This is a genomic window from Pseudomonas sp. Marseille-Q7302, assembly GCF_965111925.1.
The window spans coordinates 3,240,877-3,258,584 of record NZ_CBCOPK010000001.1 but is presented as its reverse complement, the minus strand read 5'-3'; the positions used below and the strand labels follow the sequence as shown (position 1 = coordinate 3,258,584).

Genomic DNA, 17,708 nt, shown 5'->3' with positions numbered 1-17,708 from the left:
AGATCATGCAAGTCAAACGTTTCTTCGCTGCCGATATGCGTCAAGCCATGAAGCTGGTACGCGACGAGCTGGGCCCGGATGCCGCCATCCTCAGCAACCGCCGGGTCGCCGGCGGGGTCGAGCTGACCGCGGCGCTGGACTACCAGGCTCCGGCACCGGCTGCGCCCAACGCGGAGCTGCAGGCGGAGTTGCGCAAGACCCATGCGAAGATCGCCCAGGCCCATGCCGACCTCAGCATTCGTGCGCCGGGCGTGCCCTCGGCCGCACCCAAGGACAAGCAGCTGCTCGGCGCCATCAGCGCCGCCGACAGCCGTCGCGAGCCGGTGATCGCCCCGCCGCGTGCCCCCCAACCGGCTGCTGCAGCAGCTGCCGCCAGCGCCGCGCCGGAAGACCGCCGCGCCCTGGAAGCCATGCGCAGCGAACTCAGTGGCCTGCGTGAACTGCTGGAAGTCCAGCTGGGCTCCATGGCCTGGACGCAGGTGCAGTCCACCCGTCCGGAGCAGGCCGGCCTCTGGCGCCGTCTGCAACGCATGGGGCTGCCGGCCGACCTGGCCCGCCACCTGCTCGACAGCGTGGCCAAGATCCAGGACCCGCGCCATGCCTGGCGCATGCTGCTGGCCAACTTCGCCCAGCTGGCCAAGACCACTGACGCCAAGATTTTGGAGGAGGGCGGCATCGTCGCCTTCGTCGGTCCGGCCGGCATGGGCAAGACCACCACCCTGGCCAAGCTCGCCGCCAACTACGTGCTCAAGTACGGTCCCCAGAGTCTGGCGCTGGTCAGCATGGACAGCTTCCGCATCGGTGCCCAGGAGCAGATCAAGACCCTGGGCCGCATCCTCGACGTACCGGTGACCCTGGTCGATCCGGGCCAGTCCCTGGCGCAGGCCCTGGCGCCCCTGGCACGCAAGCGTCTGGTGCTGATCGATACCGCGGGCATGCCCGCCAACGATCCGGCGCTCAAGGCGCAGCTCGAAGCCCTGGCGAACCGCCAGCTGAAGATTCGCAATTACCTGGTGCTGGGTGTCACCAGCCAGAGCCAGGTGCTCAAGGCGGCCTATCACAGCTATCGGCGCTGCGGCCTGAGCGGCTGCGTGCTGACCAAGCTGGACGAGGCCGCCAGCCTCGGCGAAGCCCTGGGCCTGGCCATCAGCCAGCGCCTGCCGGTGGCCTACATCGCCGACGGTCCGCGCATCCCGGACGATCTGCATCCGGCTCGCAGCCACCAGCTGGTGAGCCGCGCCGTGAGCCTGCAGGCGTCCGAAGAGCCGAGCGAAGAAACCATGGCCGGCATGTTCGCCGGCCTGTATCAGAGCAATGCCCGCCGCGCCGGTTAGCGCCGACGAACGGTAGTGGTGCATCGCATGCCTGGGCACGCCAAATGCACTTGGTCTAAAGTGTGACGGATTTCAATCAAAGGTATCAGGCAATGGGTAGCATGCATCCCGTCCAAGTCATAGCGGTCACGGGCGGTAAAGGCGGTGTCGGCAAGACCAATGTGTCGGTCAACCTGGCCTTGGCCCTGGCCGATATCGGGCGGCGCGTCATGCTGCTCGACGCCGACCTGGGCCTTGCCAACATCGACGTTCTGCTCGGGCTGTCGCCCAAGCGCACCCTGGCCGACGTCATTTCCGGCGAATGTGAGCTGCGCGACGTGCTGCTGCACGGGCCGGGCGGCATCCGCATCGTCCCGGCAGCCTCGGGCACCCAGGCGATGGTCAATCTGACGCCGGCCCAGCATGCCGGTCTGATCCAGGCCTTCAGCGACATCAGCGAGAACCTCGACGTGCTCATCGTCGATACCGCTGCCGGCATCGGCGACCAGGTGGTCAGCTTCGTCCGCGCCGCCCAGGAAGTCCTGGTCGTGGTGTGCGACGAGCCCACCTCCATCACCGATGCCTACGCCCTGATCAAGCTGCTCAATCGCGACCATGGCGTCACCCGTTTCCGGGTGTTGGCGAATATGGCGCTGACACCCCAGGAAGGCCGCAATCTCTTTGCTAAGCTGACCAAGGTGACCGACAGATTCCTGGATGTCGCCTTGCAATACGTGGGCGCCATTCCGTTCGATGAAGCGGTGCGCAAAGCGGTACAGAAACAGCGCCCCGTGTACGAAGCCTTTCCGCGTGCCAAGGCCTCACTGGCCTTTCGTGCGGTGGCTCAGAAAGTCGATGGCTGGCCGCTGCCCGCCAATCCGCGCGGCCATCTCGAGTTCTTTGTCGAGCGCCTTGTGCAACCAGCCATCGGTACCCACGCATGACAGCATCCAGCGGGCTTCGCATGTACAGCAAAACCTCGGAACGTACCCAGCAGGAGCAGCTCATCAACCGCTACGCGCCGTTGGTGAAACGCATCGCCTACCATCTCCTGGCGCGCCTGCCGGCGAGCGTACAGGTCGAAGACCTGATGCAGGCCGGCATGATCGGTCTGCTGGAGGCCTCGCGCAAATACGACGCCGGCAAGGGCGCCAGCTTCGAGACCTACGCTGGCATCCGCATCCGCGGTGCCATGCTCGATGAGGTCCGCAAGGGCGACTGGGCGCCGCGCTCGGTGCACCGCAACACGCGCATGGTCACCGACGCCATTCGGGCAGTGGAAGCGCGCACTGGTCGTGACGCTAAAGATTCCGAAGTCGCGGCCGAACTTAAATTGAGTCTGGATGAGTACTACGGCATCCTTGGCGACACCATGGGGAGTCGCCTGTTCAGCTTCGACGACCTCATGGAGGGTGGTGAGCATGGGCTCGAGGAGAGCGGTTCGCATGAACTCGAGCCCGGTCGCGGTCTGGAAGACGAGCGCTTCCGCAAGGCCCTGGCCGAGGCCATCGCCAATCTTCCGGAGCGTGAACGTCTGGTGCTCTCGCTGTATTACGACGAGGAACTCAACCTCAAGGAAATCGGCGAGGTGCTGGGTGTGAGCGAGTCACGTGTCTGCCAACTTCACAGTCAATGCGCGGCACGCCTGCGGGCGCGGCTGGCGGAATGGCGTTCGCGTTAACCGGCTGGTACTCAGGCTACTACGATTGCTTAGACGCGCCTTGTGGCGTGTGTGCGGATTAGGACGGAGGTCGACTTGGACAAGAACATGAAAATCCTCATCGTGGACGATTTTTCCACGATGAGACGCATCATCAAGAATTTGCTGCGCGATCTGGGATTCACCAATACCGCCGAAGCAGACGACGGCAATACCGCACTGCCGATGCTGCAGAGCGGCAACTTCGATTTTCTCGTCACCGACTGGAACATGCCTGGCATGACCGGCATCGACCTGCTGCGCCAGGTCCGCGCCGACGCGCGCCTGAAGACCCTGCCGGTGCTGATGGTGACCGCCGAGGCCAAGCGTGAGCAGATCATCGAAGCCGCTCAGGCCGGCGTGAATGGCTATGTGGTCAAGCCTTTCACCGCCCAGGTGCTGAAAGAAAAGATCGACAAGATCTTCGAGCGGGTGAACGGCTGAAGAAAGCCGCGGGGACGTTATGGATCAGCTTGGCACCAACAGCTTCAGCGACTTCGAGTCGAATCTAAAACAGCACGCCCAAGAGCTGGTGAAATGCCTGGAAAGCGGCGATTTCACCCAGGCCGTGCATGTTATCAATGAGCTCAATCAACTGCGTGATCGGGGTCTTTACCAGGAAGTCGGCAAGCTGACCCGCGAGCTGCACAATGCCATCGTCAACTTCGAGATCGATCCGCGCGGCATGGCCGGCGAAGAGGTCTCCCAGATCAGCGATGCCACCGATCGTCTCTCCTACGTGGTGAAGATGACCGAGAACGCCGCCAACCGGACCATGGATCTGGTGGAGGAGAGCGCGCCGCTGGTAGGCAACTTCGGCGACGAGGCCCGTGCCGTGCATGCCGACTGGAAGAAATTCATGCGCCGGGAAATGGGCGCGGACGAATTCCGCGAACTGGCCAAGCGCGTCGACGCCTTCCTCAGCCACAGCGAGAGCAGTGCCGAACAGCTGTCGGCCAAGCTCAACGACATTCTCCTCGCGCAGGACTACCAGGATCTCACCGGTCAGGTGATCAAGCGGGTCGTCAATCTCGTCGGGCAGATCGAGAAAGACCTCGTCAAGCTGGTGATGATGGCCAGTCAGGTCGATCGCTATACCGGCTTCAGTCACGATCACACCGCGCTGATCGAACAGAATCGAAAAGAAAAGACGATGAAGGGTGAAGGTCCGCAGATTCATGCCGATAAGCGTGAAGACGTCGTGGCCGCTCAGGTCGACGTCGACGATCTTCTATCCAGTCTGGGCTTTTGACCCAGACCCTCTTGGGGAGTGCAGGAATGAGCTTCGACGCCGATGAAGAAATCCTCCAGGATTTCCTGGTAGAGGCCGGCGAGATTCTCGAACAGTTGTCCGAACAATTGGTCGAGCTGGAAAGCCGCCCGGATGACATGGATCTGCTGAATGCCATTTTCCGTGGCTTCCATACCGTAAAGGGCGGTGCCGGTTTCCTGCAGCTCCATACCCTGGTCGAGTGCTGCCATATCGCGGAAAACGTGTTCGACATCCTGCGCAAAGGCGAACGCCGCGTGGATGCCGAGCTGATGGATGTGGTGCTGCAGGCACTGGATTCCGTCAACGAAATGTTCGGTCAGGTCCGTGAACGCGAAGAGCCGACCCCGGCCTCGCCTGAATTGCTGGCGGCCCTGGCCCGCCTGGCCGAACCCGCCGGCAGTGAGCCGGCGCCGGTTCCGGTTGCGCCCGTGGCTGCTGCCCCGGTCGCCGCCGCAGAGCCCGCTCCGACTGCCGCGGCGGCTGCCGAGCCGGAACTGAGCGATGCCGATTTCCAGAACCTGCTCGATGCCCTGGGCAGCGAGCCGGGTGCCGACCAGGGGGCCACTGCGGAAACCGCCAGTGCCGCCGGTGGCGAGGACATCACCGACGACGAATTCGAGGCCTTGCTCGATCAGCTGCATGGCAAAGGCAAGTTCAACGAGGCGCCAGCGGCGGCTCCGGTGGCTGCCACGGCACCTGCGCCAGCCGCCACGGGTGGCGACGAGATCACCGATGACGAATTCGAAGCCCTGCTCGACGAGCTGCACGGCAAGGGCAAGTTCGTCGCGAACGAGGCTCCTGCGCCGGCCGCATCGGCACCCGTCACGGCTGCTCCGGCGGCGGCGAGTGGTGATGAGATCACCGATGACGAGTTCGAATCCCTGCTCGATGAACTCCATGGCAAGGGCAAGTTCAGTGGCCCCGCCGAGCCCGTAGCTGCACCGGTTGCCGCTGCGCCGACACCGGTCGCCGCGCCTCAGCCTGTTCCGGCCCCGGCCCCGGCCCCGGCCCCGGCCCCAGCACCGGCACCGAAACCGGCCGCCGAGGTCGCTGCGCCTAAGCCGGCGGCACCTGCCACGGCAGGCGAGCGTCCCACCAGCGAGGCGGAGACCACCGTGCGGGTCGATACCGCGCGGCTGGACGAGATCATGAACATGGTCGGCGAACTGGTGCTGGTGCGTAACCGCCTGGTACGCCTGGGCCTGAACAGCGGCGACGAGGCCATGGCCAAGGCCGTGTCCAACCTCGACGTGGTCACCGCGGATCTGCAGACCTCGGTCATGAAGACCCGAATGCAGCCGATCAAGAAAGTCTTCGGCCGCTTCCCGCGCCTGGTCCGCGATCTGGCGCGCAGCCTGAAGAAAGAGATCAACCTGGAGCTGGTCGGTGAAGAAACCGACCTGGACAAGAACCTGGTCGAGGCCCTGGCCGATCCGCTGGTGCACTTGGTGCGCAATGCGGTCGACCATGGCATCGAGGGGCCGGCCGAGCGTGAAGGCAACGGCAAGTCCCGCGCCGGACGCGTGGTGCTTTCCGCCGAGCAGGAAGGCGACCATATCCTGCTGTCGATTTCCGACGACGGCAAGGGCATGGACGCGGATCTGCTGCGTAACAAGGCGGTGGAAAAGGGCCTGCTCGACCGCGACGCGGCCGATCGCCTGACCGAGACCGAGTGCTTCAACCTGATCTTTGCCCCGGGTTTCTCCACCAAGGCCGAGATCTCCGACATCTCCGGCCGCGGCGTGGGCATGGACGTGGTCAAGACCAAGATCAGCCAGCTCAACGGTACCCTCAACGTCTTCTCGACCAAGGGCCAGGGCTCCAAGATCGTCATCAAGGTACCCCTGACCCTGGCGATCATGCCGACGCTGATGGTGATGCTGGGCAACCAGGCCTTCGCCTTCCCGCTGGTCAACGTCAACGAGATCTTCCACCTCGACCTGTCCCGCACCAACGTGGTGGATGGCCAGGAAGTGGTGGTGGTGCGCGACAAGGCACTGCCGCTCTTCTACCTCAAGCGTTGGCTGGTACCTGGTGCAGCCCACGTGGAGCAGGGCGAGGGGCACGTGGTGATCCTCTCGGTCGGCACCCAGCGTATCGGCTTCGTGGTCGATCAGCTGGTGGGCCAGGAAGAGGTGGTCATCAAGCCACTCGGCAAGATGCTGCAGGGCACGCCCGGCATGTCGGGGGCGACCATCACTGGCGACGGCCGCATCGCGCTCATCCTCGATGTACCCAGCATGCTCAAGCGCTACGCCCGTCGCGGGCTCTGAGTCGGCCAGGTACGAGCGGCGTCGGGTCCTGTGCCCTGCGCCATCGGGTGGCCTGAGCCGCCCCAGGTTAGGAGTTTCAAGGTATGCCGGTAAAAGTACTGGTGGTAGACGATTCCGGCTTCTTCCGGCGTCGGCTCAAGGAAATCCTGGCGGCCGACCCCAACATCTCGGTGGTGGGCACGGCCAGCAACGGGCGTGAGGGGGTCGATCAGGCCCTGGCACTGCGGCCCGATGTCATCACCATGGATTACGAGATGCCGATGATGGACGGCATCACTGCCGTCCGCCATATCATGCAGAAGTGCCCGACTCCGGTACTGATGTTCTCCTCGCTCACCCATGAAGGCGCCCGGGTCACCCTGGATGCCCTGGATGCTGGCGCGGTCGACTACTTGCCGAAGAATTTTGAGGACATCTCGCGCAATCCGGCGAGTGTGCAGAAGCTGCTGTGCGAGAAGATCCACCATATCGCCCGTTCCAATCGCCGCTTCGCGGTGGCGCCCAGTGTCGCGCCGGCAGCGTCCGCGAGTCCGGCGGCTGCATCGGCAAGTGCCCGGCCGGTGACCCGGCCGGCGGCGCCCAGTGCGACCCAGGCTAGTCACGCGCCCAGTACCCCGGCGTCACCGCCGCCCAAGCGCAAGCACTACCGCCTGGTGGCCATCGGTACGTCCACCGGCGGCCCAGTGGCCCTGCAGCGCGTGCTGACCCAACTGCCAGCCAATTTCCCGGCGCCGCTGGTGCTGATCCAGCACATGCCCGCCGCCTTCACCAAGGCCTTCGCCGAGCGTCTGGACAAGCTCTGCCGTATCAGCGTCAAGGAAGCCGAGGACGGCGATCAGCTGCGTCCGGGGTTGGCGCTGCTGGCGCCCGGGGGCAAGCAGATGATGGTGGACGGCCGCGGCATGGTGAAGATCCTGCCCGGTGATGAACGCCTCAACTACAAGCCTTGTGTCGATGTGACCTTCGGCTCCGCCGCCAAGGCCTACGCCGACAAGGTGCTGGCGGTGGTCCTGACCGGCATGGGCGCCGACGGTCGCGAAGGCGCGCGGATGCTCAAGCAGGTCGGTAGCCAGGTGTGGGCCCAGGACGAAGCCAGTTGCGTCATCTATGGGATGCCGATGGCCATCGCCAAGGCCAACTTGGCCGACGCCATCTACGGCCTGGAAGACATCGGCAGGCACCTGACCGAGGCCTGTTCGTGACGGCAGGCGTTCATTCGCCAGAAGGGCATTGAGCGTGGACGTCCTCAGTCTTATCGGCATCCTGCTGGCATTCACCGCCATCATGGGCGGCAATCTGCTGGAGGGCGGCTCCTTCGCCGCCCTGGCCAATGGTCCGGCGGCGCTCATCGTAGTGGGTGGGACCCTCGGTGCCGTGCTGCTGCAGACCCGGCTACCGGTGCTGCGCCGCGCCCTGACCATGCTGGGGTGGGTGTTCGTGCCGCCAACGCTGGACCTCACCGGTGGCATTCGCAAGGTGGTCAACTGGAGCAACGTGGCGCGCAAGGAAGGCCTGTTGGGTCTCGAGCCCCTGGTCGCCCGCGAGGCCGATCCCTATGCCGCCAAGGGGCTGCAGCTGCTGGTGGACGGCACTGAGCCCGAGACCCTGCGCAGCATTCTGGAAGTGGACCTCTACGGCCAGGAAGATCGTGACATCGCCGCCGCCAAGGTCTATGAAGCCATGGGCGGCTATGCGCCCACGGTCGGCATCATCGGTGCGGTGATGGGCCTGATCCACGTCATGCAGAATCTCGCCGATCCCTCACAGCTGGGTAGCGGCATCGCGGTGGCCTTCGTCGCCACCATCTATGGCGTCGCCTTTGCCAACCTGCTGCTATTGCCCATCGGCAACAAGCTCAAGGCGTTGGCCCAGCAGCAGTCCCGCTACCGGGAAATGCTGCTGGAAGGGCTGATGTCCATCGGCGAAGGCGAGAATCCGCGGTCCATCGAAATGAAGCTGCAAGGTTTCCTGGACTAGGAGAGCGCCGCATGCCTCGCCGCCGCCGTCCCGAAGAGCACGAGAACCACGAACGCTGGCTGGTCTCCTACGCGGACTTCATCACCCTGTTGTTCGCCTTCTTCGTGGTCATGTATTCCATTTCCTCGTTGAACGAGAGCAAGTACAAGGTGCTCTCGGACAGCCTGTCAGGCATCTTCAGCCAGCCAGAGCGGTCGCTCAAACCTATCACCCTTGGCGATCAGCGTCCGGCGGGAACGACGCCTGCGGTAATGGACACCAGCGCCGCCCAGAGCGCCAAGGGCACGCCTAGCGATCCGCTGCAGCAGATCGCCGACAGTGTGCGATCCACCTTCGGCGATCTCATCGCCGGCGACCAACTGAACATCAAGGCCAGTGAGATGTGGCTGGAAATCGAGCTCAGCTCCAACCTGCTCTTTGCCAGCGGTGACTCTCTGCCGAGCAATCCCGCCTTTGGCCTCATGGAAAAGGTGGCCAAGATTCTGGCGCCGTTCAAAAATCCAATCCAGGTACAGGGCTACACGGACGACCGTCCCATCAGCACGGCGCTGTATCCCACCAACTGGGAACTATCAGCGGCCCGGGCCGCCAGTATCGTGCGGCTGCTGATTGGCAATGGCATCGCCCCGCAGCGCTTGGCCGTGGTGGGCTATGGCGCCTATCAGCCGGTGGTCGACAACACCAGTGACGTCAACCGAGCCCGCAATCGGCGGGTGGTTCTGCTGATCTCGCGCAATCTAGACTTGTTCCGGCCACAGAGCACCTTGCAAAATTCGTCGACTGGCACACAATCTGCAGCATCGCCTGGAGAGCTGACGCCCAAGGGGGCGCCTGTCAAATCTTCGTCGCCGGCCTCTGTGCCGGCCCCTTGACCCGGTCGGTCATGTCGTCGGGAGGAAGTCTGCACATGAGAGTCTGGGCTGTCGCCAATCAAAAGGGTGGGGTGGGCAAGACCACCACCACCGTTGCCCTCGCCGGGTTGCTAGGCGATGAAGGCAAGCGCGTCTTGCTGGTGGACCTGGATCCCCATGGTTCCCTGACCAGCTATTTCGGTCAGGATCCGGACAGGCTCGAGCATAGCGTGTTCGACCTGTTCCAACATGGTGGTCAGGTCCCGGAAGGCCTGCCGAAGCGTCTGTTGCTGCCGACCAGCCATCCGCAGTTGTCGATGCTGCCGTCCAGTACCGCCCTGGCTACCCTGGAACGCCAGTCGCCTGGGCAGAGCGGATTGGGCTTGGTGATTTCCAAGAGCCTGGCGCAACTGTGGAACGACTTCGACCACGTGCTGATCGACAGCCCACCGCTGCTTGGGGTGTTGATGGTCAACGCTCTGGCGGCCAGCCAGCATCTGGTGATTCCCACCCAGACCGAATTCCTGGCACTCAAGGGGTTGGAGCGCATGGTCAACACCCTGACCATGATCAACCGCTCGCGCAAGCAGGCGCTGCCCTACACCATAGTGCCGACTCTGTTCGATCGCCGTACCCAGGCCTCCATCGGGACGTTGAAGGTATTGCGCAATACCTATCCTGCACAGTTGTGGCAGGCCTTCATCCCCATCGATACCCGGCTGCGCGATGCCAGTCGCTCCGGGCAGGTGCCGTCGCGCTATGAGCTCAACAGCCGCGGTGTCATCGCTTACCGGGCGCTGCTACGGCATCTGCTCGAAGGGGCGCCCAGTAGCCAGGTCGCCTGATTCAAGTTTTCCATCCTTCCAGCCGATAGGCTGGACAACCCACCCACGTAGATCGCCATGAGCCAACCGACGTCCCTCGACAATCGTCCGCAGCGTGTCCTTCAGGGCTATCTCGATGCCCTGCTGCTGGATGCGTTCCTGGAGCTGCCGACCGCTGAAGTCGCGCCTGCCGTGGCGCCCGTGGTCGTGCCCGCAGAGCCGATCGCCAGCGTCAGCGAAGACGAGTTCGCCGCCGCCGTGCGCGAAGAGCTCGAGCGCGACGCCGCGCGACAGCCCCGGGTCGTGCCGTTGACCGCGCGCCGCGCAGGCGTTGCGCTGGCCGAGCGCTCCCCGGCGGAGGTCCTGTTGCCAGTGACCCTGCCCGTGGCGGCGCCGGACACCGATATCGAGCTGGATTGGCGCGTCCCTGAACTGGCCCCGGTCGCCGAGCCGCCGCGTCCCATCGTGGAAGGCATCGCCGTAGGCAATGTGCCTTCGCCATCACTGCTGGTCGGCGGCGCACCGCCCGGTGGCGTAGCGCTGGAGGGCCGGCCCGAATGGGGCGAGGAACCCTTCGAATGCCTGTTGTTCGACGTCGCCGGTTTGACCCTGGCTGCGCCTCTGGTCTGTTTGGGCTCCATCTACCCACTCGCCGACGAAGAGTTGACGCCGCTGTTCGGTCAGCCAGACTGGTTCCTGGGCCTGCTACCCTGCCAGGCAGGTAACCTGCGCGTTCTCGATGCGGCGCGCTGGGTGATGCCCGAACGTTACCGTGACGACTACCGTGAGGGCCTGAAATTCGTGATATCGCTGCAAGGTCTGGATTGGGGCCTGGCCGTGCATGGCGTCAGCCATTCGGTACGACTGGATCCCGCCGAGGTCAAATGGCGGAATCAGCGCGCTACCCGGCCCTGGCTGGCCGGTACGGTGATCGATCAGATGTGTGCGCTGCTGGATGTGGCGGCGCTCGCTGAACAGGTGGTGGGTGGCCGTCGCTAGGGCTGCCCGCCGCAACTAACCAGCGGGTTCGCCCGCTTCGCCGCACGTGCGGTATTTGACGAGGCTAGGGAACATGAAAAAAACGTCCGCACAGGGTTCCGAAGATCCGGTCCTGCAATGGGTTACCTTCCGCCTGGATAACGAGACCTACGGCATCAACGTGATGCAGGTCCAGGAAGTCCTGCGCTATACCGAAATCGCTCCGGTACCGGGTGCGCCGAGCTATGTGCTGGGTATCATCAACCTGCGCGGCAACGTGGTGACGGTGATCGACACCCGTCAACGCTTTGGACTGCTGCCCACCGAGGTCACCGACAACACCCGTATCGTCATCATCGAGGCCGACAAGCAGGTCGTCGGTATCCTGGTCGACAGCGTGGCCGAGGTGGTCTACCTGCGGCAGTCGGAGATCGAGACCGCGCCGAACGTCGGCAATGACGAATCCGCCAAGTTCATCCAGGGCGTGTGCAACAAGAACGGCGAGCTGCTCATCCTGGTCGAGCTCGACAAGCTGATGACCGAAGAAGAGTGGTCGGAGCTGGAAAGCATCTGATGCTCGTCGGGCTGATCCTGCTCAGCGTCGCGCTGGGGCTGGCCTGTGCCGGCCTCGGTGGTTGCTGCTGGCTGCTCTGGCAACGCCAGCAGCAGCAGGTAGCGAAACAGGTTGAGCGGGACGCCCTTGTCGACAAGCGTATGCAGATTCTGCTCAAGCGCCTGGAAACCTACCAGGCCGGGCAGGTGCGCATGGGTGAGCAGGTGCAGGGACTGGCCAAGGTGGTGGCGCCCTTGCCTGATCGGTTGACCCAGATCGAGCAGAGCGACCCTACCAGTCTGTCCTTTTCCCAGGCTGCGCGCCTGGTGGGATTGGGCGCCAGCGCCGACGATCTCACCCAGGCCTGTGGCCTCTCCCAGGCCGAAGCCGAGCTGGTAGCCCGGCTGCATCGGCAGCGCCAGCAGCGCTCCGGCTAATCTGCCTTTGACGCCGCCTGCGCAGGATCGCCGCCTTAGCTGACGATCCAGTGGTAGAGCGCGATCACTACCAGCACGGCCAGCACCGGTTTGGCGATGCGATAGGCCTTGGGATGGCGCCGCTTGAATTTCTTCACGCCGCCACCGATACGATCACCGAATCTCTTGCTGAAGGCATAGGCCTGGTTGATGCCGCCTACGCGTTCGCCTTCGACGTTCTGCGGCGCTGTGGCACTACCCAGGAAGCGGCTGACTGCCTGGTTGATGCGCGTCAGCAGACGGTTGCGCAATGGCCGTTCCACATCGCAGAACAGGATGACCCGGGTCTGGTCGGTCTCGTTCTTCACCCAGTGCACATAGGTTTCGTCGAACATCACATCCTCGCCATCGCGCCAGGCATAGGGCTGGCCGTCGACATAGATGCGGCAGGCATCCGAGTTGGGCGTGGCCAGACCCAGGTGATAGCGCAGCGAGCCGCCGAAGGGATCGCGATGCGGATTCAGATGGCTGCCGCCTGGTAGCAGGGCAAACATGGCGCCCTTGACGTTGGGGATCTGCCGCACCAGTTCGACGGTGCGCGGGCAAAGGGTCTGGGCGGAGGGCAGCGGTTCGCCGTACCAGGTCAGGTAGAAGCGCTTCCAGCCCTTCTTGAAGAAGGAACCGAAGCCGGCGTCGTTGTCCTTTTCCGCGGCGCGAATGTAGCCCTCGTCGAACAGCCGCAAGGCTTCGACGCGAATCTCCTGCCAATTGTCCTTGAGTACGTCCAGCTCCGGAAAGCGGCTGCGATCGAGGTAGGGCTTGGACGGGACGCTGGAGAACAGGTACATCAGGGCGTTGTAGGGGGCGAACACCGCCGAGTGGTTGACCAGTTGGCGCAGGAAGGGCAGGCGAGCGCGTCCGCGAAGGTGGACGAAGAGCACGCTGGCGACAAAGAGCAGGACGATCGCGAAGGTAATCATGGACAAATTCTGATCGGCAGCGCCCGAACCAGGGGCGGATAGGTCATGACTGCATTATTTCACCCCCGGGAAAGGCTTGCACTCGCTTCGTCGGCTGCGCAGGATGGACACCCTGGCGCGCGGCCGCTCCCGAGCCGTGCCCCCTTGGATGATCTAGACGAGTCGTATCGATGAGCATGTCCCTACGCGACCAGCTGCTGAAAGCCGGATTGGTCAATGAAAAGCAGGCCAAGCAGGCCGTCAAGCAGAAGCAGAAACAGAGCCGCATGGAGCATCGCGGGCAGACGGAAAAGGACCGCTCCCAGGAGCTGGCCGTCCAGCAGGCCCAGGCGGAAAAACTGGCCAAGGACCAGGAGCTCAATCGTGCTCAGGAAGACAAGAAGCGGCGCAAGGCCGAGCAGGCGCAGATCAAGCAGCTGATCGAAACGAGCCGCCTGCCCAAGCTGACCACCGAGGACTACTACAACTTCGTCGACGACAAGAAGGTCAAGCGCCTGTCGGTCAACGTCATGATGAGAGACAAGCTCAGCAAGGGCAGTCTGGCCATCGTGCGCTACGAGGGTCGCTACGAGGTGGTGCCGCGCGCCACCGCCGAACGTATCCAGGAGCGCGATCCCAAGCGGGTGGTACTGCTCAACGTGCAGAGCGGCGAGCCGGATCCGGACGATCCCTATGCCGCCTACCAGGTGCCGGACGACCTGATGTGGTGAAGTGCCGGGTCAGGCGTCCTGCCTGACCAGCATGTAGATGCGATAGACGGCGATGCTGGGGATCAGCTGCAGGAAGCCTGAAAGGGTCTGCAGTACGATCTCCAGCGCTGCGTCCTCGGCGAAATGCCGGGTGATCCAGGCATCGAGCAGCCAGGCCGGCAGCACCGTGGCCAGGATGCATGCCAGCAGGGTGAAGAAGTGCCCACGGCTCAGGCGCAGGCTGCCACGCAGCGCATCCAGCGGCGCCCGTCCCTCCAGCACCAGCAGGTTCTCGGCGAAGGCCAGCTTGGCCATGATCAGAAAGCCCGGCACGATCAGCAGCGAAAAGCCCAGCATCACCAGCCCCGAGGTCAAGGCCGCGAGGAGGGCGAAGCGTGGCCAGAGCAGCAGCGCCGCGCCCCAGGCACCGCTCAGGCGCGGTGTGGTGCCCTGCGTACGTGCCTCCAGAAAGATCAGCAAGGCGGCGGTGTACAGCGGATAGCAGAGCAGGCTGACCAGCATGTCCCACAGCCCATTGGTCACGCCGAACCGCTCCAGCACCTGATAGCGCAGCAGGGCTTCGAGCAGCAGCCAGGGCAGGGTGAGGACGGCCAGGGGCCGCAGATTGCGGGCAAAGAAAGACAGCGAGTCGCGCAGGATATCGACAGGGTTCATGCAGCTCTTCCAGGCGGGCAGGAGGGCAGTCTAGCAGGGCGACCCGTTCGTCCGCAGACGTTCGAGCATGGCTGCGCTGGAGGTGACGGTGGCGTATTCGCGGTGCAGATTGGCCATGGCCATCGCATGGACCTCCTCGGCGCTGCGCGGCCGACCGGAGAAGTCGGTCTTGGCGAAGGTGTAGCAGGCGTCTTCGGCGACCCAAGTGGTGAAATCCAGATTGCCGGCGCTGCGCGCCGTGGCTTCCACCGAATTCTCACTGGCCACGCCACAGATCAGCAGTGAGTGGATACCGCGCTGGTGCAGCCAGCGTTCCAGGCCACTGTTGGCGAAGGCGTCAGGGACCTGCTTGTCGAACACCGGCTCGCCGTGCAGCGGCGCCAGGGCCGGCTGGAACTCCACCCCGGGCTGCCCTGGCCAGAACACCGAGCGCGGATCGCGCGACAGATGGCGGACATGTAACAACGGGGCCCGGGCCTGGCGCCAGGCCGCCAGCAGTTCAGCTATCCGCCGCTCGGCATCGGGATGGTTGCGTGGCCCCAGGTGCGGGGCGCGGATGCCCTGTTGCTGGTCGATCAAAATGAGCAGTGGAGTCATGACCGAGTCTCTTTGAAAAATGACCAGACTCCCGTAGCACCCGCCGATTGTCCAGTTGCGGGCAGCGGTTCGGAACTCGATGGCGAGACGTCTCTTCAGATAGGGAGGGATGACGTGTGGTATCTGGCTGAATCCACGCTGAACGCCGTGCGGATCCATCTTGAAATGGCGACCCTTCGTCATTATCTGGCTAGTAGCGCATCGCTTGCGCCTTTCAGTATCCAGGCTGTTCCCGGGGGAACGCCGTCAGTAGACCGTCTGCGGGAGGGTCATCATGCAACGCGAAGAAAGCCAGCTGATCGAGGGTCTGTTCGACCGTCTCAAGACCACCGAAGCGCAAACCGCGCCCCGCGACCGGGAAGCCGAGGCGCTGATCCAGCAGCGTCTGCGCGACCAGCCCGCGGCGCCCTATTACATGGCTCAGGCGATGTTGATCCAGGAAGCCGCCATCAAGCGGCTGGACCAGCGCGTCAAGGAGCTGGAAAGCCAGATGGCCCAGGTTCAGCAGAATCGCCCTGGCAGTGGCGGCTTTCTCTCCAGCCTGTTCGGCGGCAGCAGCAATCAGCCAGCCAGTGGCCCGGCACCTGCCAATGCGGCGCCTTCTCGCGGCTGGAACGATCCCGGTCCGGCGGCGCCGCGTCAGGGCTACGGTCAGCCCAATCCGGGCTACGCCCAGCCTGCACCGGGCTATGGTGCGCCTCAGGCCGCACCGTCGCGCATGGGTGGTTTCATGGGCGGCGCCTTGCAGACTGCCGCCGGGGTAGCCGGGGGGATGCTCGCCGCCCAGGCGATCTCGGGGTTGTTCCATCATTCGCAGCCCGAGGAGATCGTCAACGTCATCAATGAGACACCAGCGACCGACCAGGGCCTGGCCGACGCCGGCTCCCAGGGTGGCTGGGCGGATAACGCCAGCTACGACAATGGCGGCGGTTTCCAGGACGCCGGGGGCTATCAGGATAACGGAGGCTTCCAGGATGCCGCCGACTATGGCGATACCAGCGGTGGTGGCTTCTTCGACGACGGTGGCGACGACGACTCTTTCATCTAGCTCTTCGCGCCCAGCCAGCCCTGGCGCCGCAAGGCTCCAGGGCTTTTTTGTGCGCGGCTTTAGGTGGAGATGAGCGGCAGCGGCCGCTCGAAGGGCGTCGATAGCACCACCACGGTACGGCTCATGCCGAATGTGGTAAGGGTGTCGATGAGGGCTTCCAGCTCGGCCATGTCGCGCACGGCGGCGCGCAGCATCAGGCAGTCCTCGCCCGTGACCCGGTGACAGGCGAGGAGCTGGGGCAGGGCTTCCAGCTTCTTCAGCAACGGCCCCTGGCTGGTGCTGAAGAAGCGCAGCGAGATCAGGCATTCGGTGCCGTAGCCCAGGGCGCGGCGGTCGATACGGGCGCCATAGCCGGTGATGACGCCGGCGTCCTCAAGCTTGGCGATGCGCTCGGCGATGGCCGGCGCGGAGAGACCCAGGCGGCGGCCCAGTTCGGCGTAGCTGGCGCGGCCCTCCACCAGCAGCAGGTCGATGAGGCGTCGATCGATATGGTCCATGTCCCATTACCTGCCTTCGAATCGAAGGTCGTTGTCCTTAAAGTCTGCCGAATCAAAGCCTGATCAGGCCTTTTCTCTCCTGACTGTATCTTAGCCGTCCTGGCACTCGCTCCTACAATGTCAGCCTGACCTACCAGGAACCTCTCGCGCATGGACACCTCCGCCTCGCCGTGCATCGCGCCGCGCCTACCCAGTTGGCTGCCACTGTTAGCGGCCTTTTTCGCCCTCTATGTGGTCTGGGGTTCCACCTATCTGGTGATCCGTATCGGCGTGGCCCATTGGCCACCGCTGCTGATGGCAGGGCTGCGATTCCTCATCGCCGGGAGTCTGCTGCTCGGCTGGCTGCGCCTGCGGGGAGCGCCCTGGCCGACAGCGCGCGAGACCGCGGCTGCCGCGGTGATCGGCATTCTGTTGCTGGGCATCGGCAATGGCGGTGTGACCCTGGCCGAGCATTGGGGTGTGACCTCCGGCATCGCGGCCTTGTCGATCGCCACGGTCCCGCTGTTCACCCTGTTGTTCGGCCTGCTCTGGGGGCAGCGCAATACCCTGCTGGAATGGGCCGGTATCGCCTTGGGGCTGGTAGGGATCGCGCTGCTCAATCTGGGCGATACGATGAGCGCCACGCCGCTCGGGGCAGCGGTGATCCTGCTCGCCGCGGCGGCCTGGGCCTTCGGCTCGATCTGGAGTCGCTACCTGCCGTTGCCACGCGGGGCTATGGCCAGTGCGGTGGAAATGTTGGTAGCTGGCGCTGTATTGCTCAGCGCCAGCTACCTCAGTGGCGAGCGGCTGCAGCATTGGCCAGCTCTGGGCGGTTGGTTGGCGCTAGGCTATCTGGTGGTGTTCGGCTCCCTGATCGCCTTCAGTGCTTATCTCTACCTGCTGGGCCGGGTACGGCCGGCGGCGGCTACCAGCTATGCCTATGTGAATCCGGTGGTGGCGGTGCTGCTGGGTACCCTGTTCGTCGGTGAACGGATCGGTCCGGCGGAAATGCTGGCCATGCTGGTCATCGTGGGCGCGGTGGTGCTGATCGGCTTGCCGCAGTGGCGACGCCGCTGACGGCAGGCT

The 17,708-nt window shown here is 64.3% G+C and carries 20 protein-coding genes; 16 read left to right on the top strand and 4 right to left on the bottom strand.

The genetic code is table 11. The annotated features are described in order from the left end of the window. Window positions 1–5 precede the first annotated feature (5 nt). The 13 genes from flhF to ACWPW1_RS15125 all read left to right on the top strand — a co-directional run bounded on the left by flhF (window position 6) and on the right by ACWPW1_RS15125 (window position 12,178). Window positions 6–1,334 (top strand): flagellar biosynthesis protein FlhF, encoded by a 1,329-nt coding sequence (gene flhF, locus ACWPW1_RS15185; RefSeq protein WP_454253343.1) that lies wholly within the window; start codon window positions 6–8, stop codon window positions 1,332–1,334. 92 nt (window positions 1,335–1,426) lie between these two features. Next, window positions 1,427–2,257 (top strand): flagellar synthesis regulator FleN, encoded by an 831-nt coding sequence (gene fleN, locus ACWPW1_RS15180; RefSeq protein ID WP_059315540.1) that lies wholly within the window; start codon window positions 1,427–1,429, stop codon window positions 2,255–2,257. After that, on the top strand, window positions 2,254–2,994 hold the full coding sequence (gene fliA, locus ACWPW1_RS15175) for an RNA polymerase sigma factor FliA (protein ID WP_156428962.1): 741 nt from the start codon (window positions 2,254–2,256) through the stop codon (window positions 2,992–2,994). The genes fleN and fliA overlap by 4 nt, the downstream gene beginning before the upstream one ends. Window positions 2,995–3,081: 87 nt before the next feature. After that, complete coding sequence (locus ACWPW1_RS15170) at window positions 3,082–3,456, top strand: chemotaxis response regulator CheY (protein ID WP_169853335.1); 375 nt, start codon at window positions 3,082–3,084, stop codon at window positions 3,454–3,456. Window positions 3,457–3,475: 19 nt separating this feature from the next. Then, window positions 3,476–4,264 (top strand): protein phosphatase CheZ, encoded by a 789-nt coding sequence (locus ACWPW1_RS15165; protein WP_059315538.1) that lies wholly within the window; start codon window positions 3,476–3,478, stop codon window positions 4,262–4,264. A 26-nt stretch (window positions 4,265–4,290) separates the two neighbouring features. Then, window positions 4,291–6,558, top strand: coding sequence for a chemotaxis protein CheA (locus ACWPW1_RS15160; RefSeq protein ID WP_454253342.1), 2,268 nt, complete (start codon window positions 4,291–4,293; stop codon window positions 6,556–6,558). An 83-nt stretch (window positions 6,559–6,641) separates the two neighbouring features. Further along, entirely contained in the window at window positions 6,642–7,760 is a 1,119-nt protein-coding gene (locus ACWPW1_RS15155; RefSeq protein WP_454253341.1) for a protein-glutamate methylesterase/protein-glutamine glutaminase, read from the top strand. Between the two features lie 34 nt (window positions 7,761–7,794). Next, window positions 7,795–8,535 carry a flagellar motor protein gene (locus ACWPW1_RS15150; RefSeq protein WP_059316913.1) on the top strand — a complete coding sequence of 247 codons (741 nt, stop codon included), beginning with the start codon at window positions 7,795–7,797 and terminating at the stop codon, window positions 8,533–8,535. 11 nt (window positions 8,536–8,546) lie between these two features. Further along, window positions 8,547–9,407: a flagellar motor protein MotD gene (gene motD / locus ACWPW1_RS15145; protein ID WP_059315535.1), complete on the top strand. Its 861-nt coding sequence runs from the start codon at window positions 8,547–8,549 to the stop codon at window positions 9,405–9,407. Between the two features lie 35 nt (window positions 9,408–9,442). Then, window positions 9,443–10,231, top strand: a complete 789-nt coding sequence (locus ACWPW1_RS15140; protein ID WP_454253340.1) for a ParA family protein — start codon at window positions 9,443–9,445, stop codon at window positions 10,229–10,231. Window positions 10,232–10,288: 57 nt separating this feature from the next. Further along, window positions 10,289–11,209 (top strand): chemotaxis protein CheW, encoded by a 921-nt coding sequence (locus ACWPW1_RS15135; RefSeq protein WP_059315533.1) that lies wholly within the window; start codon window positions 10,289–10,291, stop codon window positions 11,207–11,209. Between the two features lie 73 nt (window positions 11,210–11,282). Then, window positions 11,283–11,762: a chemotaxis protein CheW gene (locus ACWPW1_RS15130; protein WP_007160357.1), complete on the top strand. Its 480-nt coding sequence runs from the start codon at window positions 11,283–11,285 to the stop codon at window positions 11,760–11,762. Next, window positions 11,762–12,178 (top strand): DUF2802 domain-containing protein, encoded by a 417-nt coding sequence (locus ACWPW1_RS15125; protein WP_059315532.1) that lies wholly within the window; start codon window positions 11,762–11,764, stop codon window positions 12,176–12,178. Before ACWPW1_RS15130 ends, ACWPW1_RS15125 begins: the two co-directional genes overlap by 1 nt. Window positions 12,179–12,213: 35 nt before the next feature. Here the strand turns inward: ACWPW1_RS15125 and ACWPW1_RS15120 are convergent, their stop codons facing one another. Next, window positions 12,214–13,137: an aspartyl/asparaginyl beta-hydroxylase domain-containing protein gene (locus tag ACWPW1_RS15120; protein ID WP_059315531.1), complete on the bottom strand. Its 924-nt coding sequence runs from the start codon at window positions 13,135–13,137 to the stop codon at window positions 12,214–12,216. 170 nt (window positions 13,138–13,307) lie between these two features. Here ACWPW1_RS15120 and ACWPW1_RS15115 point away from each other — a divergent pair, with 170 nt between their 5' ends. Next, on the top strand, window positions 13,308–13,847 hold the full coding sequence (locus tag ACWPW1_RS15115) for a DUF2058 domain-containing protein (RefSeq protein WP_059315530.1): 540 nt from the start codon (window positions 13,308–13,310) through the stop codon (window positions 13,845–13,847). Between the two features lie 9 nt (window positions 13,848–13,856). On the opposite strand, the gene ACWPW1_RS15110 is transcribed toward ACWPW1_RS15115, so the two are convergent. Both ACWPW1_RS15110 and ACWPW1_RS15105 read right to left on the bottom strand, forming a co-directional pair. Then, on the bottom strand, window positions 13,857–14,501 hold the full coding sequence (locus tag ACWPW1_RS15110) for a YciC family protein (RefSeq protein ID WP_059315529.1): 645 nt from the start codon (window positions 14,499–14,501) through the stop codon (window positions 13,857–13,859). 30 nt (window positions 14,502–14,531) lie between these two features. Next, window positions 14,532–15,098, bottom strand: coding sequence for a cysteine hydrolase family protein (locus ACWPW1_RS15105; RefSeq protein WP_454253339.1), 567 nt, complete (start codon window positions 15,096–15,098; stop codon window positions 14,532–14,534). Between the two features lie 274 nt (window positions 15,099–15,372). On the opposite strand from ACWPW1_RS15105, the gene ACWPW1_RS15100 reads away from it, so the two are divergent. Next, window positions 15,373–16,146, top strand: a complete 774-nt coding sequence (locus ACWPW1_RS15100; protein WP_059315527.1) for a DUF2076 domain-containing protein — start codon at window positions 15,373–15,375, stop codon at window positions 16,144–16,146. Window positions 16,147–16,205: 59 nt separating this feature from the next. Here ACWPW1_RS15100 and ACWPW1_RS15095 read toward each other — a convergent pair whose 3' ends face one another. Continuing rightward, a complete protein-coding gene (locus ACWPW1_RS15095) occupies window positions 16,206–16,643 on the bottom strand; it encodes an Lrp/AsnC family transcriptional regulator (protein WP_454253338.1) in 438 nt (145 codons plus the stop codon). Window positions 16,644–16,793: 150 nt separating this feature from the next. Between ACWPW1_RS15095 and yedA the strand changes: the two genes are divergently transcribed. Next, window positions 16,794–17,699: a drug/metabolite exporter YedA gene (gene yedA / locus ACWPW1_RS15090; protein ID WP_454253337.1), complete on the top strand. Its 906-nt coding sequence runs from the start codon at window positions 16,794–16,796 to the stop codon at window positions 17,697–17,699. Window positions 17,700–17,708: the final 9 nt, after the last annotated feature.

Coding starts and splice junctions, on each gene's coding strand:
- ACWPW1_RS15160 (WP_454253342.1), top strand. CDS start 4,291: ATGAGCTTCGACGCCGATGAAGAAATCCTCCAGGATTTCCTGGTAGAG.
- ACWPW1_RS15110 (WP_059315529.1), bottom strand. CDS start 14,501: ATGAACCCTGTCGATATCCTGCGCGACTCGCTGTCTTTCTTTGCCCGC.
- ACWPW1_RS15115 (WP_059315530.1), top strand. CDS start 13,308: ATGAGCATGTCCCTACGCGACCAGCTGCTGAAAGCCGGATTGGTCAAT.
- fliA (WP_156428962.1), top strand. CDS start 2,254: ATGACAGCATCCAGCGGGCTTCGCATGTACAGCAAAACCTCGGAACGT.
- ACWPW1_RS15125 (WP_059315532.1), top strand. CDS start 11,762: ATGCTCGTCGGGCTGATCCTGCTCAGCGTCGCGCTGGGGCTGGCCTGT.
- ACWPW1_RS15140 (WP_454253340.1), top strand. CDS start 9,443: ATGAGAGTCTGGGCTGTCGCCAATCAAAAGGGTGGGGTGGGCAAGACC.
- ACWPW1_RS15105 (WP_454253339.1), bottom strand. CDS start 15,098: ATGACTCCACTGCTCATTTTGATCGACCAGCAACAGGGCATCCGCGCC.
- fleN (WP_059315540.1), top strand. CDS start 1,427: ATGGGTAGCATGCATCCCGTCCAAGTCATAGCGGTCACGGGCGGTAAA.
- yedA (WP_454253337.1), top strand. CDS start 16,794: ATGGACACCTCCGCCTCGCCGTGCATCGCGCCGCGCCTACCCAGTTGG.
- ACWPW1_RS15170 (WP_169853335.1), top strand. CDS start 3,082: ATGAAAATCCTCATCGTGGACGATTTTTCCACGATGAGACGCATCATC.
- flhF (WP_454253343.1), top strand. CDS start 6: ATGCAAGTCAAACGTTTCTTCGCTGCCGATATGCGTCAAGCCATGAAG.
- ACWPW1_RS15100 (WP_059315527.1), top strand. CDS start 15,373: ATGCAACGCGAAGAAAGCCAGCTGATCGAGGGTCTGTTCGACCGTCTC.
- ACWPW1_RS15155 (WP_454253341.1), top strand. CDS start 6,642: ATGCCGGTAAAAGTACTGGTGGTAGACGATTCCGGCTTCTTCCGGCGT.
- ACWPW1_RS15095 (WP_454253338.1), bottom strand. CDS start 16,643: ATGGACCATATCGATCGACGCCTCATCGACCTGCTGCTGGTGGAGGGC.
- ACWPW1_RS15120 (WP_059315531.1), bottom strand. CDS start 13,137: ATGATTACCTTCGCGATCGTCCTGCTCTTTGTCGCCAGCGTGCTCTTC.
- motD (WP_059315535.1), top strand. CDS start 8,547: ATGCCTCGCCGCCGCCGTCCCGAAGAGCACGAGAACCACGAACGCTGG.
- ACWPW1_RS15130 (WP_007160357.1), top strand. CDS start 11,283: ATGAAAAAAACGTCCGCACAGGGTTCCGAAGATCCGGTCCTGCAATGG.
- ACWPW1_RS15165 (WP_059315538.1), top strand. CDS start 3,476: ATGGATCAGCTTGGCACCAACAGCTTCAGCGACTTCGAGTCGAATCTA.
- ACWPW1_RS15135 (WP_059315533.1), top strand. CDS start 10,289: ATGAGCCAACCGACGTCCCTCGACAATCGTCCGCAGCGTGTCCTTCAG.